This is a genomic window from Aquimarina ulvae (assembly GCF_053613295.3).
Genome location: NZ_JBSIBP030000002.1, coordinates 362,404 through 376,342, shown reverse-complemented (window position 1 = coordinate 376,342; position 13,939 = coordinate 362,404). Strand labels below are relative to the sequence as shown.

Annotated in this window: 19 protein-coding genes; 14 read left to right on the top strand and 5 right to left on the bottom strand. The window is 34.1% G+C overall.

The features are described 5' to 3' along the window. The 7 genes from thiC to moeB all read left to right on the top strand — a co-directional run bounded on the left by thiC (position 1) and on the right by moeB (position 6,929). Entirely contained in the window at positions 1 to 1,860 is a 1,860-nt protein-coding gene (gene thiC / locus ACWGOQ_RS05265; protein WP_452056174.1) for a phosphomethylpyrimidine synthase ThiC, read from the top strand. Between the two features lie 76 nt (positions 1,861 to 1,936). Further along, positions 1,937 to 2,545, top strand: coding sequence for a thiamine phosphate synthase (locus ACWGOQ_RS05260; RefSeq protein WP_452056175.1), 609 nt, complete (start codon positions 1,937 to 1,939; stop codon positions 2,543 to 2,545). Between the two features lie 7 nt (positions 2,546 to 2,552). Further along, a complete protein-coding gene (locus tag ACWGOQ_RS05255; protein ID WP_452056176.1) occupies positions 2,553 to 3,308 on the top strand; it encodes a hydroxymethylpyrimidine/phosphomethylpyrimidine kinase in 756 nt (251 codons plus the stop codon). An 11-nt stretch (positions 3,309 to 3,319) separates the two neighbouring features. Beyond that, entirely contained in the window at positions 3,320 to 3,952 is a 633-nt protein-coding gene (locus ACWGOQ_RS05250; RefSeq protein ID WP_452056177.1) for a thiamine phosphate synthase, read from the top strand. A 7-nt stretch (positions 3,953 to 3,959) separates the two neighbouring features. Continuing rightward, positions 3,960 to 4,730 (top strand): thiazole synthase, encoded by a 771-nt coding sequence (locus ACWGOQ_RS05245; protein ID WP_452056178.1) that lies wholly within the window; start codon positions 3,960 to 3,962, stop codon positions 4,728 to 4,730. Next, positions 4,723 to 5,835, top strand: coding sequence for a 2-iminoacetate synthase ThiH (gene thiH, locus ACWGOQ_RS05240; protein ID WP_452056179.1), 1,113 nt, complete (start codon positions 4,723 to 4,725; stop codon positions 5,833 to 5,835). The genes ACWGOQ_RS05245 and thiH overlap by 8 nt, the downstream gene beginning before the upstream one ends. A 32-nt stretch (positions 5,836 to 5,867) precedes the next feature. Beyond that, a complete protein-coding gene (gene moeB, locus ACWGOQ_RS05235; RefSeq protein WP_452056180.1) occupies positions 5,868 to 6,929 on the top strand; it encodes a molybdopterin-synthase adenylyltransferase MoeB in 1,062 nt (353 codons plus the stop codon). Here moeB and ACWGOQ_RS05230 read toward each other — a convergent pair. Beyond that, positions 6,926 to 7,360, bottom strand: coding sequence for a hypothetical protein (locus ACWGOQ_RS05230; RefSeq protein WP_452056181.1), 435 nt, complete (start codon positions 7,358 to 7,360; stop codon positions 6,926 to 6,928). The genes moeB and ACWGOQ_RS05230 overlap by 4 nt on opposite strands. Before the next feature lie 168 nt (positions 7,361 to 7,528). Between ACWGOQ_RS05230 and greA the strand changes: the two genes are divergently transcribed. The 3 genes from greA to ACWGOQ_RS05215 all read left to right on the top strand — a co-directional run bounded on the left by greA (position 7,529) and on the right by ACWGOQ_RS05215 (position 8,932). Further along, positions 7,529 to 8,005, top strand: a complete 477-nt coding sequence (gene greA / locus ACWGOQ_RS05225; protein ID WP_452056182.1) for a transcription elongation factor GreA — start codon at positions 7,529 to 7,531, stop codon at positions 8,003 to 8,005. 118 nt (positions 8,006 to 8,123) lie between these two features. Then, positions 8,124 to 8,513: an HIT family protein gene (locus ACWGOQ_RS05220; protein WP_452056183.1), complete on the top strand. Its 390-nt coding sequence runs from the start codon at positions 8,124 to 8,126 to the stop codon at positions 8,511 to 8,513. A 2-nt stretch (positions 8,514 to 8,515) separates the two neighbouring features. Then, positions 8,516 to 8,932, top strand: a complete 417-nt coding sequence (locus ACWGOQ_RS05215) for an acyl-CoA thioesterase (protein WP_452056184.1) — start codon at positions 8,516 to 8,518, stop codon at positions 8,930 to 8,932. A gap of 7 nt (positions 8,933 to 8,939) precedes the next feature. On the opposite strand, the gene ACWGOQ_RS05210 is transcribed toward ACWGOQ_RS05215, so the two are convergent. Together ACWGOQ_RS05210 and ACWGOQ_RS05205 are read right to left on the bottom strand one after the other, a co-directional pair. Further along, complete coding sequence (locus ACWGOQ_RS05210) at positions 8,940 to 9,299, bottom strand: hypothetical protein (RefSeq protein ID WP_452056185.1); 360 nt, start codon at positions 9,297 to 9,299, stop codon at positions 8,940 to 8,942. A gap of 37 nt (positions 9,300 to 9,336) precedes the next feature. After that, positions 9,337 to 10,551 carry a sensor histidine kinase gene (locus ACWGOQ_RS05205; RefSeq protein WP_452056186.1) on the bottom strand — a complete coding sequence of 405 codons (1,215 nt, stop codon included), beginning with the start codon at positions 10,549 to 10,551 and terminating at the stop codon, positions 9,337 to 9,339. 138 nt (positions 10,552 to 10,689) lie between these two features. Here ACWGOQ_RS05205 and ACWGOQ_RS05200 point away from each other — a divergent pair, with 138 nt between their 5' ends. The 4 genes from ACWGOQ_RS05200 to upp all read left to right on the top strand — a co-directional run bounded on the left by ACWGOQ_RS05200 (position 10,690) and on the right by upp (position 13,523). After that, positions 10,690 to 11,565, top strand: coding sequence for a flavin reductase family protein (locus ACWGOQ_RS05200; RefSeq protein WP_452056187.1), 876 nt, complete (start codon positions 10,690 to 10,692; stop codon positions 11,563 to 11,565). An 8-nt stretch (positions 11,566 to 11,573) separates the two neighbouring features. After that, complete coding sequence (locus ACWGOQ_RS05195) at positions 11,574 to 11,948, top strand: DUF3127 domain-containing protein (protein ID WP_452056188.1); 375 nt, start codon at positions 11,574 to 11,576, stop codon at positions 11,946 to 11,948. 256 nt (positions 11,949 to 12,204) lie between these two features. Continuing rightward, positions 12,205 to 12,843, top strand: coding sequence for a leucyl/phenylalanyl-tRNA--protein transferase (aat, locus tag ACWGOQ_RS05190; RefSeq protein ID WP_452056483.1), 639 nt, complete (start codon positions 12,205 to 12,207; stop codon positions 12,841 to 12,843). Positions 12,844 to 12,869: 26 nt separating this feature from the next. Then, positions 12,870 to 13,523, top strand: coding sequence for a uracil phosphoribosyltransferase (gene upp, locus ACWGOQ_RS05185; protein WP_452056189.1), 654 nt, complete (start codon positions 12,870 to 12,872; stop codon positions 13,521 to 13,523). Positions 13,524 to 13,533: 10 nt separating this feature from the next. Here upp and ACWGOQ_RS05180 read toward each other — a convergent pair whose 3' ends face one another. Then, positions 13,534 to 13,752 (bottom strand): ACT domain-containing protein, encoded by a 219-nt coding sequence (locus ACWGOQ_RS05180; RefSeq protein ID WP_452056190.1) that lies wholly within the window; start codon positions 13,750 to 13,752, stop codon positions 13,534 to 13,536. Positions 13,753 to 13,767: 15 nt separating this feature from the next. Beyond that, the gene (locus ACWGOQ_RS05175; protein WP_452056191.1) at positions 13,768 to 13,938 is read right to left on the bottom strand and encodes an ACT domain-containing protein; all 171 of its coding nucleotides are present in this window, start codon (positions 13,936 to 13,938) and stop codon (positions 13,768 to 13,770) included. Between the last annotated feature and the right edge of the window lies 1 nt (position 13,939).

The window sequence follows — 13,939 nt, the reverse complement described above, 5'->3', positions numbered from 1 at the left end:
ATGAAGAAAAAAGATACTGCACCACAGGAGGGGAAAATAACAACAACTCCTTTTCCAAGTTCTAAGAAGATCTACGTAAATGGAAATATCCATCCAAAGATTAAAGTGGCTATGCGAGAAATAGAGTTAAGCGATGCCGTAGATTCGATGACTCGTAAGAAAATACCCAATGAATCAGTAGTAGTATATGATACCAGTGGGCCATATACTGATCCGAACAAAGAAATTAATGTACATGAAGGGATTGAGCGTATTAGAGAACAATGGATTGTGGATCGTGGTGATGTAGAGGAATTGGATAATTTTTCTTCAGAATATTGTAATAAACGTTTAAATGATACTAGTTTAGATCACCTTAGGTTCAATCATGTGAGAAAACCTAAGAGAGCAAAAGTGGGGAAAAATGTTTCCCAGATGCATTACGCTAAGCAAGGAATTATAACTCCCGAAATGGAATATGTCGCTATCCGAGAGAATCAGAAAATTGAAGAAGCAACAAGAATAGCTGCCCAACACCCGGGTCAAGATTTTGGAGCAAGTATTCCTAAAAAAATCACTGCAGAGTTTGTAAGAGAAGAAGTAGCGATAGGAAGAGCAGTAATCCCTTCTAATATAAATCATCCAGAAGCAGAACCAATGATCTTAGGCCGCAACTTTTTGGTAAAGATAAATGCCAATATTGGTAATTCTGCTACGACATCTAGCATAGAAGAAGAAGTAGAAAAAGCAGTTTGGGCTTGCCGCTGGGGAGCTGACAATATTATGGATCTTTCTACAGGTCAGAACATTCACGAAACACGAGAATGGATCGTACGTAATTCTCCAGTACCAATAGGTACGGTTCCTATTTATCAAGCTTTAGAGAAGGTAAATGGAAAGGCAGAAGATCTTACTTGGGAAATTTTTAGAGATACTTTGATAGAGCAAGCAGAACAAGGAGTAGATTATTTTACGATACACGCCGGTGTACGTTTAGCATATGTTCCTATGACGGCAAAAAGAGTTACAGGAATTGTTTCTAGAGGAGGCTCAATTATGGCAAAATGGTGTTTGGCGCATCATAAAGAAAGTTTCTTGTATACACATTTTGAAGAAATATGTGAGATTATGAAATCCTACGATGTAGCTTTCTCTTTAGGAGATGGTTTACGTCCAGGGAGTATAGCTGATGCTAATGACGAAGCACAATTTGCAGAATTAGAAACGCTAGGTGAATTAACAAAAATTGCTTGGAAACACGATGTACAAACTTTTATAGAAGGACCAGGGCACGTTCCTATGCATATGATTAAACAAAATATGGATAAGCAATTAGAGGCTTGTGGAGAAGCACCTTTTTATACATTAGGTCCTTTAACAACCGACATTGCACCAGGATATGATCATATAACATCAGGAATTGGTGCAGCAATGATTGGTTGGTATGGGACAGCAATGTTATGCTATGTGACACCAAAAGAACATTTAGGGTTGCCTAATAAAGAAGATGTACGTGTTGGTGTGATAACTTATAAATTGGCAGCTCACGCTGCTGATTTAGCAAAAGGACATCCAGGAGCCCAGCATAGAGATGATGCATTGAGCAAAGCTCGATTTGAATTCCGATGGGAGGATCAATTCAATTTGGCTTTAGATCCAGAAAGAGCAAGAGAATATCACGATGAGACATTACCGGCAGAAGGAGCAAAAATTGCACATTTTTGTAGTATGTGTGGTCCAAAATTCTGTTCTATGAAAATCTCACAGGAAGTACGTGATTACGCCGCTCAAAAAGAAATTGATAATCAGAAAGCGCTAGAAGAAGGAATGCAGGAGAAAGCGGAGGAGTTTAAAGAAAAAGGAAGCGAAGTATACCTATAAATATAAGTTATCGGATATTGGGTTTCAGTAATTCTGATACGCAATGCCGGATACCTAATTACCAGATACCAAAAAGATGATTATAGTATTAACATCAGAAAAACCAATTACCAACGAAGCCAATCAAATTAATCAATTATTTAAAACTGGTTTAGAAATATTACATCTTCGTAAACCGACTTTTACGATTGATGGATATCGATCTTTGTTAGATTTAATAGAAGTTAAATATCATAATAGAATAATGACGCATCAGTTTCCCGAGCTTACTCAAGAATATAAATTACGAGGTATTCATTTGCAAGAGCAAGCACGTATTGATCTAGAAGATGCATTAGAAGTAACCGTTCAGATATACCAAAACAAGGGGTTTTTTGTGACAAGTTCTTTTCATTCTAAAGAGGATATTGAAGCATGTAAAGCAGATTTCGAATATGTTTTGTTAAGTCCAGTTTTTGGATCAATTTCTAAAGCAGGTTATGAAGGGAAAGGTTTTGATGTAAATGATTTGAATCATACCATTATAGGAATGGGAGGAATTAATGAAACTACTTTACAAAAAACCTATGATTTAGGGTTTAAAGGAGTTGGTGTTTTGGGTGGTATTTGGAATACTGAAGATCCTATAAATAGTTTTTCTAAAATACAGAAAGCAACTAATATAGTGTTAAAAAACACGATTTAGATTCTATATGCGAAACCGTCCTAATGTACTTACAATTGCAGGTTTTGACCCTTCTTCGGGAGCAGGATTAACGGCTGATATTAAAACTTTTGAAGCTTTAAAGTGTTATGGAGTAGCGGTTTGTACGGCAAATACAATTCAGAATGACACAGATTTTGAAGAATGTTATTGGATTGAAGAACAGGTTATAAAGAATCAGATAAAGGTGTTATTTAATAAGTTTGAGATTGATTATGTGAAAATTGGGATTATCCAAAATTGGAAAGCACTTCTTGATATAATTGATTTTCTTTTAGAAAAGAATACTAATGTAAAAATTATTCTAGATCCAGTTTTAAAATCCAGTTCAGCCTATGATTTTCATGAACTTTCAATTGTAGCGCCTGAATTCGAAGAGATATTAGATAAAATATATCTTTTGACTCCAAATTATAGTGAAATTAAGGCTTTTTATCCTGATAAGACTATTGAAGAAACGATACAACATATTTCTAATAAAACAAATGTATTGCTAAAAGGAGGTCATCGAAATGAAATGCTTGGAAAAGACGAATTGTTTACCAAACAAGGAAGTTGCTTTGTGTTAAATCCTAAAAACAAAAATGTTACTGAAAAACATGGAAGTGGTTGTGTATTATCATCTGCAATAACAGCATATTTGTCTCAAGGTTTTCCGTTATTAAAATCCTGTTATCGAGGAAAGCGATACATAGAAAAAGTACTAAGTTCTAACACCTCTATGTTGGGGTATCATAAATTTTAGGAGTTAAAAATATGAAAGAAGAAAATTTACAATATATCTCTCAAGGTGAATCTCCACAAGAGCATTTACAACATATTGGTGCAGCATGTGAAGCTGGTGTTCGATGGGTTCAATTACGTTTAAAAGATGTTGATGTTGCTACCGGACTAAATACGGCTTTAAAATGTAGGGAAATCTGTGATCAATACGGCGCTGTTATGATTGTTAATGATAGTGTAAGTATTGCAAAAGCCTCTCAAGCTGATGGTGTACATTTGGGATTAAAAGATATGAATCCCAAAGAAGCAAGAGTTATTTTAGGAGATAATTATATTATCGGAGGTACAGCTAATACATTACAAGATTGTATAAAACATAAAGATGATGGAGTTGATTATATAGGATTAGGCCCTTTTAGATACACCAATACCAAAATAAAGTTAAGTCCAGTATTGGGGTTAGATGGGTATCAAAAAATTATTTCAGAATTAGATGATCACAATACTCCAATAATTGCAATTGGAGGTATTGAAGAGCGTGACATAGGTCAAATTTTAGATACTGGAGTACATGGGATTGCTGTCTCAGGAATGCTTACAAAGCAAGATGATTTAGAAGAAAGAATAGAATATATAAAAAAGCTAATAGCTATAACCGAAAGGTAAAAATACAATGGATACATTAAAAATTGCAGACAAAGAGTTTTCGTCTAGGTTGTTTACCGGAACAGGGAAATTTAGTTCATCGGATCAGATGAGAGAAGCATTAGTAATTTCTGAGAGTGAGTTGATAACGGTGGCACTTAAGAGAGTTGATGTTACAAATGAAGATGATGATATACTTACTCATTTAGATCATCCAAGAATTAATTTATTACCAAATACTTCTGGAGTTCGAGATGCTAAGGAAGCTGTTTTTGCTGCTCAATTGGCTAGAGAAGCGCTAGAGACTAATTGGATTAAACTAGAGATTCATCCAGATCCAAAGTATTTATTGCCAGACGCTATCGAAACATTAAAAGCAGCAGAGGAGCTCGTAAGACTTGGTTTTGTTGTGATGCCTTATATACATGCAGATCCTGTTTTATGTAAACGCTTAGAAGAAGTAGGTACACAATGTGTAATGCCTTTAGGAGCGCCAATAGGAAGTAATAAAGGATTAAAGACATTGGATTTTTTAGAAATAATTATGGATCAAAGTAATGTTCCGGTTATAGTAGATGCAGGTATTGGTAGTCCGTCTCACGCTGCTCATGCAATGGAAATTGGTGCTGATGCAGTTCTCGTAAATACGGCTATTGCTGTTTCAAAAGATCCAGTAGCGATGGCTAAAGCTTTTAAAATGTCGATTGAAGCAGGTAGGTTGGCATATAAAGCTACATTAGCTCCTATAAGAAAGCACGCAGAAGCAAGTAGCCCTTTAACAAGTTTTTTGAATGACTAGTTTCAAACACATATTTGACCAATATGATTGGGATACTACATTGTCTGATATCTTAGATAAAACTCATCTTGATGTACAAAGGGCATTGAATACTTCTAAAAGAGATATAGAGGACTTTAAAGCTTTAATTTCTCCAGCGGCTAAACCATATTTGGAGCAAATGGCACAATTGAGTTATCAGGTTACAAAGAAACGATTTGGAAATACGATACAGATGTATACGCCAATGTATCTTAGTAATGAATGTCAGAATATTTGCACATATTGTGGATTTAGTATGACTAATAAAATTCCTCGAAGAACTTTAACCAATGAGGAAATACTTAAAGAGGTAGCTTTTTTGAAATCCAAAGGATATGACCACATTCTTTTGGTTACTGGAGAAGCCAATAAAACTGTTGGAGTAAATTATATTAATACTGCAATAAAATTAATACATTCTCAGTTTGCTAATATTACTATCGAAGTACAACCATTAGATCAAGAAGATTATGAATTTTTGATTGATAGTGGTTTATATGCGGTTTTAGTATATCAGGAAACATATCATAAGGAAGAGTATAAAAAACACCATCCAAAAGGTAGAAAATCAAATTTTAATTATCGGTTAGAAACTCCAGATAGATTGGGACGCACAGGAATTCATAAAATAGGTTTGGGTGCGTTGTTTGGTTTAGAAGATTGGAGAGCAGATAGTTTTTTTACAGCTTTACATCTGCAGTATTTACAGAAGACCTATTGGAAGACTAAGTATTCTATATCATTTCCTAGGTTAAGACCTCATAGTGGTGGGTTAGAACCAAAAGTTGAAATGAAGGATTCTGATTTAGTACAATTAATCTGCGCATTCCGTTTATTGGATGAGGATGTAGAATTATCTATGTCCACTAGAGAAAGTGAAATTTTTAGAGAAAATATCGTGAATTTAGGAATCACTTCTATTAGTGCAGAGTCTAAGACAAATCCTGGAGGCTATGCTGTAGAACCAGAGTCATTAGAGCAGTTTGAAATTTCTGACCAACGTTCTACAGAAGAAGTCGTAAGCATGTTAAAATCTAAAGGGTTAGAAGTGGTTTGGAAAGATTGGGCTCATAATTGGAAATAAATAGTAATATCTTTATAGCTAGTTCGTGAAAGATGCTAAATAAAGAAGAAAAAATACAATATAGCCGTCATATTTTATTAAATGAGATAGGTATGGAAGGTCAAGAAAAACTAAAGTCAGCCAAGATCTTAGTGATTGGCGCAGGAGGATTAGGATGTCCTGTTTTACAATACATTACAGCTGCTGGAGTGGGTACTATCGGAATTATAGATAATGATATAGTAGGTCAGACTAATCTTCAAAGGCAGGTATTATATACTATCGATGACATCGGTAAATCAAAAGCCAAAGTCGCTTCAGAAAAATTGTCAAGGTTGAACCCTTATGTATTCTTTAAAGTTTATGAGGAAAAATTAGATAAAGATAATGCGGTAGCGCTATTTTCTGAGTACGATATTATCGTAGATGGAAGTGATAATTTTCCGACTAGATATTTGGTCAATGATGCGTGTATTTTGACTGATAGGCCGTTGGTTTTTGGTTCTATCTTTAAATTCCAAGGGCAGGTTTCGGTGTTAAACTATGAAAATGGCCCAACATATCGGTGCTTATTTCCAAATCCACCAGAACAGGGTACTGTTCCTAATTGTTCTGACATAGGAGTATTGGGAGTATTACCCGGAATTATAGGAAGCTTACAAGCAAATGAGGTTATTAAAATGATTACTGGGATTGGAGAGGTTTTAAAAGGGAAATTGCTCTATTTCGATGCGCTCACTTTACAACAGCAAGTACTAAAATTCAAAAAAGATGATAGTATTGAAGTCAATGAATTGGATGATGATTACGCTGTTTTCTGTGGGATTAAACCAAGTACTTTAGAGGAAATTTCCGCCACCGAACTAAAACAAAATATAGAAAATTATCAAATTCTAGATATAAGATCTTCAGAAGAAATTGAGAAGTTTAATATCGGAGGTATTCAGATCCCATTAAATACAATTTCTTCTAGTATTTCCAAACTAAATAATAAAAGACCAATTGTAGTTTGTTGTCAGTCCGGTGTACGAAGTAAAAAGGCAATCGAAATTATCAGTGAACTAAGAGATGATCTTCGTCTAATAAACTTAAAAGATGGGTTATCTACCTATTAATTAGAAACGACTAAAATATTTCCTTCTCGTCTAATTTGATATCTTAAAAGAGAGAATCCACCCTCTCCTTCTAATTGTTGACCGCTAATGATCTCATAAGCATTGTCATTTCCGCAATTTGATTCTGCACGGATTCCAGTTACAACCAATGCAGAGCAACTACTAGGAGGAATGTTAGGGTCACTTAATTCAAAAGCAGAATACAAGGTGTTATCCACATTGTAGATAATTACTCCTTTAATACCAATACCTTCAATTCCTATTATTTCAGAATTTCCAGGAAATTTAAGACTATTAAACTGCGGGAGATCTAGATTTACAGTATGATTGAAACTTATAGATGGTAAGTTAGGATTATTAGAACGATTATCATCGCTACTACAAGAAAGCAATAGTAGTGAAAAGTAAACTAAGGAGATTATTTTTTTCATCTTTTTGTTATTATTAAATACAAAGATAATCTGTAAGAACCGAAGATTAATTTTTTTAAAAAGCCAAATTAGGTAAAAATGTGATTCGGTGTTATTTTTTATTATATTTGTTTTTAGTTAAAGTCCCATAGCCATGGGATTTTTTGTATTTATATAAACGATGAAGTTATGAGCAAAGTATCTTATTACACTGCAGAAGGGCTAAAAAAATTAAGAGACGAACTAAATACCCTGAAGGATATAGAACGACCAAAGGCGTCACAAGCAATTGCAGAAGCACGTGATAAAGGAGATTTGAGTGAAAATGCTGAATATGATGCTGCAAAAGAAGCACAAGGGTTGTTGGAAATGAGAATTTCTAAACTAGAAGAAACCTTATCAGGAGCCCGTCTTATCGATGAATCCCAATTGGATACGTCAAAAGTACTAATACATTCGACGGTTAAGATTAAAAACCAAACCAATGGCGCGCAGATGACCTATAAATTGGTTGCACAGAGTGAAGCTGACCTTAAAACAGGTAAGATATCGGTAGATTCTCCTATTGGCAAAGGTCTCTTGGGTAAAACTGTGGGTGAAGCGGCAGAAATTCAGGTTCCAAATGGAATTATGAAATTTGATATTGTAGAAATTACACGAGAGTAACATAAAATATATACTATGGTAAAACCTTTCTTTTTTTGAAGAAAGGTTTTTTTATACCCTTTTTTTTGATAGAAATACCCTATATTTCGTATCGAAAAATTAACCAAAATTTTAACGAATGTCTACCCTATTCACTAAGATTATTAATGGCGAAATTCCCTCTTTTAAAGTCGCCGAAGATGAAAATTTTTATGCTTTTTTAGATATTAACCCAAATGCCGATGGGCATACCTTATGCATACCCAAAAAGGAAGAAGACAAAATATTTGATCTCGATGAAGAAACGTATACCGGGCTCATGCGTTTTTCTAGAAAAGTAGCTATAGCGTTAGAAAAATCAGTGACCTGTAAACGTGTAGGTGTAGCGGTAGTGGGGTTAGAAGTTCCACATGTTCATGTACACCTCATACCACTTAATGATATGAAAGAAATGACATTTCAATATAAGGTATCTATGTCTCAAGATGAGTTTGAGGAGTTAGCCGCCACTATTCATTCGAATTTGTAGCAATGAGTACATCATCTGATTTTAAATTATCACTAAAGTTAAGAATTGATTGGAGTGAAATGGATACGTATCAGCACATAAATAATGTCAACTTCATGAAATATATGCAAAGTGCGCGAGTTCAGTTCTGGGAGGTTTCGGGATTATCAAAATTGTATGCAGAAACTAAGAAAGGACCAATGCTCGTTTCTACAAAATGTGATTTTAAGAACCCGCTGTTTTTTCCTGGAAATGTGTTGATCAAAACCAAAGTAGCATTTATTAAAAACTCTAGTTTTGGATTGTATCACGAGCTGTATAATGATGATAGTACATTATGTGCTATTGGTCATGATGTTGCAGTCTGTTTTGATTTTAATATTGACCAAACCTTTAAGATTTCTGATCAGTTACGCGAAGTAATGAATCAATATATTTAGAAACTAATTATAAACGAAAAAGGTCTGGGTAATACAAAAATGCATATGAAATGCCAATTACGAATACTGTTAAAACAAACAAAACATAAAACAGGTTAGTAAACCGAATTACAGATTTTTTAGGATGTATTGTTTTTTTATGATAACGATGCACTCTTTCGATATCATCTGTCCAGCGACCTGGAAAAATAGTAGTTCCGCATTTTTTGCAGTCCATGCTTTCTATAATCTCTCCTTTCGTTTTAATAAAGAGTTTGGAAAACAGTCTTTTTTGTTTGAATGATATTAATAAACTTTCTGTAGCATAACATTCTGGACAATTATTGTTAAGCACAGCTTCTTTTAGAACAATATACTCGGTTTTCACTTTACTAAGTTTATAAGATATAACGTTTATAACGGATTTATGTTATAACAGGAGATTCAGATTTGCTTAATGTGATCTGAAAAGTAGTGCCCTTACTAATCTCTGACCTGAGCACTCTAATTTTTCCAGAATGGTACTCTTCAATGATTCTTTTTGCCAATGAAAGTCCAAGACCCCAACCTCTTGTTTTAGAAGTGTATCCGGGCTCAAAAATCTTGGAGAACTTGCTTTTCGGAATTCCTTTTCCAGAATCAGTGATTCTGATAAAGACGCGTTTTGAGTCCTGGGACAACTCAATATTTAGATCTCCCTTACCTCTCATCGCATCAATAGCATTTTTTACAAGATTCTCTATAGTCCAGCTGTAAAGTTGAGAATTTAGATGCACAAGAATAGATTCTTCCGGTAAATGAAGCGAAAAATTAATAAGTTTTGAACTTCTGGATTGTAAATACGTATATGCTTCTCTGGTTTCGGTTACAATATCGACCTCTTCTAATTTAGGAATGGATCCTATTTTAGAGAAACGTTCTGTAATTACCTTTAATCTCGAAATATCTTTTTCTATTTCTACAATATATTCTGGGTTTACATTTTCTACTTTCAGAATTTCATTCCAGCCTACTAGGGATGATAGTGGTGTTCCGATTTGATGCGCAGTTTCTTTAGCCATCCCTGCCCATAACTTGTTTTGTTCGCTAGCTTTTGAAGTAGTAAAAAAGAAGTATATTACTCCAATCAACAAAAAGATGATTAATGCTATTGCAATCGGATAGTATTTTAGTTTTTGCAAAATGGAGGAGTTTCCGTAGTAAACATATTGAACTGTGCCTTGTAGATCTAATGCAATAGGTTCATTCTCTGATTTCATCTGTTCCAGATAATCTTTCAATTCTTCTTCTGTAATGTCATCTGGTAAATTGAGTGTAGAACCTGAAATATCAATTTTACCAGAAGAATCTTTTCTAAGTTTGCCTTCAGAGTTCGTTATGATAGTAGGGATTGTTGTATTAGAGCTATTAATTAAGTTTGATAACTCCAGATATTCATCCAGATTTATATTCGTTGATCCATCTAAACCAGAACTACTTAATGCCTTAAATGATTGCGCCCAAACTTGTACTTTTATGGTTTCATCTTTTTTTAGACGTTGTAAAAAAAGAGAAGTGTTCCAAAGTACAAGACCGGTAATCACAAGAACTGCAAAAATTATAAAATAACTAGCTAAATTACGCTCATCAGAAAAATTCATACAAAAAGGGTGTGTTACCAGATCCTAAATATAAACGTTTTTAAACTATTTTATTGTTTCTAAACAAACACCGTAAAACCAAATAGGTTTGTGTTATGAGCTACAAACTTTAAGTATCTTTGTACAATAAATTTATATATGTTACGTATAGACCCACTAGAAGTTTCCACCGGAAAGTTACACGGAATGATGCTAGGGGCTGTTGGTCCGAGACCTATCGCCTTTGCAAGTACAATAGATAAAGAAGGAAACGCAAATCTTTCTCCTTTCAGTTTTTTTAATGTTTTTAGCGCGAATCCTCCAATTCTTATTTTTTCTCCCGCCAGAAGAGTTAGAGATAATACTACAAAGCATACGTTAGAAAATGCATTTGCGACTAATGAAGTAGTCATCAATGTTGTAAATTATGATATAGTGCAGCAAATGTCTTTATCTAGTACAGAATATCCTAAAGATGTAAATGAGTTTGATAAAGCTGGGCTAACTATGGTTGCTTCAGAAAAAATAAAAGCTTTTAGAGTTGGTGAAGCACCTGTACAATTTGAGTGTAAGGTAAATGATATATTACCCATGGGTAAAGAAGGTGGAGCAGGAAATCTTATTATTTGTGAGGTATTGTTGATGCATGTAAAAAAGGAAATTTTGGATCAAGATGGTAGAATAGATCAATATAAGATTGATCAGGTAGCACGTATGGGAGGGAACTGGTATTCCAGAGCAAATATGGGAATGTTTGAAGTTGCAAAACCTCTTAGTAGTATAGGTATTGGTATTGATGCTTTACCCGATCGTATAAAAAACAGTATAATATTTACAGGGAACGATCTGGGTAAATTAGCCAATATAGAAAGAATGCCTAAGAATACGGATGCAAATGAATTTGTTAATAACAATAGTGATATAAAGGGTAAAATTCGGGATGTTAACCTCATAGAAATTCATAAATTTGCAAAGCAGTATTTAGATAAGGATGATATAGATACTGCCTGGAATATTTTAGCAGCAATACAATAATTAAAAAGATGGAAGTACAAGGTAAAGTAAAAATGGTCGGAGAGACACAAACTTTTGGAAACAATGGTTTCAGAAAACGTGAGATAGTGGTTACTACAGAAGAGCAATACCCACAGCACATTATGGTAGAGTTTGTGCAGGATAAATGTGATTTATTAAATAACTTTCAGGTAGGACAGGATGTAAAAATAAGCATTAACTTACGTGGTCGTGAATGGGTGAACCCTCAGGGCGAAACTAAATATTTTAATTCTATCCAAGGTTGGAGAATAGAAAATTTACAGGCGGCAGCTCCTTCTGCTTCAGCACCTATGCCACCAGCAGATGCATTTGAACCAGCATCTGATATTAAGGAAGAAGATCACGACGATTTACCATTTTAAGTAAATCAATAATTATACACTAAGCTCTTCGATAGATGAAAGATCATTTCTGCGGAAGCGTATAAGTAAAAAGTCCGATACATCAGTATCGGACTTTTCATATTGTGGTTTTAGGTTAACCTTTTAATAAAAACTCAAAAAAAGCAATGATGAACAAAATTTATCTTAAAAGGCCTTAACAAATATTATGAATTTTTTGGTCAATTCAAACAACTAATTGATATTTAACGTTGTAGAAACTTTAGACGATTTTGATTTGTATATACTTAATGATTCAATAAACTTTCCAACAGTCGAAGCAGCAGATGAAGATGGATTACTAGCGATTGGAGGAGATCTTTCCATATCCAGGCTCTTACGTGCGTATCATAGTGGAATTTTTCCTTGGTATAATGAGGGACAGCCCATATTATGGTTTAGTCCTGACCCCAGAATGGTACTTTTTCCTGATGATCTCAAAATTAGTAAAAGTATGCGTCAGATATTACGTAAAAATTCTTTCGAAGTTACTTTTAATCAAGACTTCGAACAAGTAATTGGTCATTGTGCTACTATAAGCCGCCCTGATCAATATGGTACTTGGATCACTTCAGAAATGCAAGATGCTTACATAAAGCTTCATAAAATTGGATATGCTATTTCTACAGAAGTATGGAAGGGTTCGACGTTGGTTGGAGGACTATACGGAATTTGGTTGGATGAACAAAAAGTATTCTGTGGAGAGAGTATGTTTAGTAAAGTTAGTAATGCTTCAAAATATGGTTTTATTAAATTAATAGAATTTTTACAAGAAAAGGGAATAAAATTAATAGATTGTCAGATGCATACGGATCATTTGGCAAGTTTTGGGGCAAAAGAAATTGCCAGGGATGCTTTTATGGAATTTTTAAAGTAGTTTTATGGATCTTAATTTTTGTATCTATGATTATTCACAACCTTGAAACCGAAAACTCTGTTTTAAATCAATTCATCAGCGAAATTAGGGATAATGACATACAGAAAGATACTATGCGTTTTAGAAAAAATATAGAACGTACTGGTGAGGTTTTAGGGTACGAATTAAGTAAAACATTAGCATACACTTCGAAAACTGTCAAAACACCTTTAGGGACAAAAGTAGTCTCAGTACCGGAGAAAGGTTTAGTGCTTTGTTCTATTTTACGAGCGGGTTTACCATTACATCAGGGGCTTCTTAATTATTTTGACGCTGCAGAAAATGCTTTTGTTTCAGCATATAGAGATCATCCTGAAGGTCAAGAAGATTTTGAAATCGTAGTCAATTATTTGGCATCACCTTCTTTAGAGAATAAAACATTGTTGTTAGCTGATCCAATGCTTGCTACCGGAAAAACTCTGGAAAATACTTGGCAAGCTATGAAAAATTATGGTGAGCCAAAGCAGGTTCATATCGTATCAGTGATCGGCTCTGAAGAAGGAGTAGGATATATAAAAGATATTTTTCCTGAAAATACACATCTTTGGATTGCTGCTATTGATCCAGAGCTAAGTAGTAGAGGGTATATAATTCCTGGTTTAGGTGATTCAGGGGATTTGTCTTTTGGAATAAAATTATAAAAATAATACCCTATTTGGGATATTTTTGGGACAATTTATTAAGAACTTCAATCGCTTTTATACCATCTTCTTTATTAACAAAGATGTGATCGTGATGACACCTAGCAATTACATTACAACTTATATTATTTGCTGCTAATTCTGTAGAAAATATAGCTGTGGGACCCACAACATTGAGTGAAGAATAAATTTTTAACGTTATCCAGGAGGCAATATATTCATATTTCAAATTAAGATCATCAGCTTATTCGCGTCTCAAAATAAACGTAACACCTTCTTGTTCTTTGAATTCACAGATAATATCTTTCCTTTCAATTGTATCTGCCACTTTTACTGTAGTAAAGACGTACGCTCCGGACTGTAATTCTGGAGTTATTTTTTGAATGAGTGTAGTTAAATTGTTTTCTCCACTCAAT

Coding starts and splice junctions, on each gene's coding strand:
- thiC (WP_452056174.1), top strand. CDS start 1: ATGAAGAAAAAAGATACTGCACCACAGGAGGGGAAAATAACAACAACT.
- ACWGOQ_RS05260 (WP_452056175.1), top strand. CDS start 1,937: ATGATTATAGTATTAACATCAGAAAAACCAATTACCAACGAAGCCAAT.
- ACWGOQ_RS05255 (WP_452056176.1), top strand. CDS start 2,553: ATGCGAAACCGTCCTAATGTACTTACAATTGCAGGTTTTGACCCTTCT.
- ACWGOQ_RS05250 (WP_452056177.1), top strand. CDS start 3,320: ATGAAAGAAGAAAATTTACAATATATCTCTCAAGGTGAATCTCCACAA.
- ACWGOQ_RS05245 (WP_452056178.1), top strand. CDS start 3,960: ATGGATACATTAAAAATTGCAGACAAAGAGTTTTCGTCTAGGTTGTTT.
- thiH (WP_452056179.1), top strand. CDS start 4,723: ATGACTAGTTTCAAACACATATTTGACCAATATGATTGGGATACTACA.
- moeB (WP_452056180.1), top strand. CDS start 5,868: ATGCTAAATAAAGAAGAAAAAATACAATATAGCCGTCATATTTTATTA.
- ACWGOQ_RS05230 (WP_452056181.1), bottom strand. CDS start 7,360: ATGAAAAAAATAATCTCCTTAGTTTACTTTTCACTACTATTGCTTTCT.
- greA (WP_452056182.1), top strand. CDS start 7,529: ATGAGCAAAGTATCTTATTACACTGCAGAAGGGCTAAAAAAATTAAGA.
- ACWGOQ_RS05220 (WP_452056183.1), top strand. CDS start 8,124: ATGTCTACCCTATTCACTAAGATTATTAATGGCGAAATTCCCTCTTTT.
- ACWGOQ_RS05215 (WP_452056184.1), top strand. CDS start 8,516: ATGAGTACATCATCTGATTTTAAATTATCACTAAAGTTAAGAATTGAT.
- ACWGOQ_RS05205 (WP_452056186.1), bottom strand. CDS start 10,551: ATGAATTTTTCTGATGAGCGTAATTTAGCTAGTTATTTTATAATTTTT.
- ACWGOQ_RS05200 (WP_452056187.1), top strand. CDS start 10,690: ATGTTACGTATAGACCCACTAGAAGTTTCCACCGGAAAGTTACACGGA.
- ACWGOQ_RS05195 (WP_452056188.1), top strand. CDS start 11,574: ATGGAAGTACAAGGTAAAGTAAAAATGGTCGGAGAGACACAAACTTTT.
- upp (WP_452056189.1), top strand. CDS start 12,870: ATGATTATTCACAACCTTGAAACCGAAAACTCTGTTTTAAATCAATTC.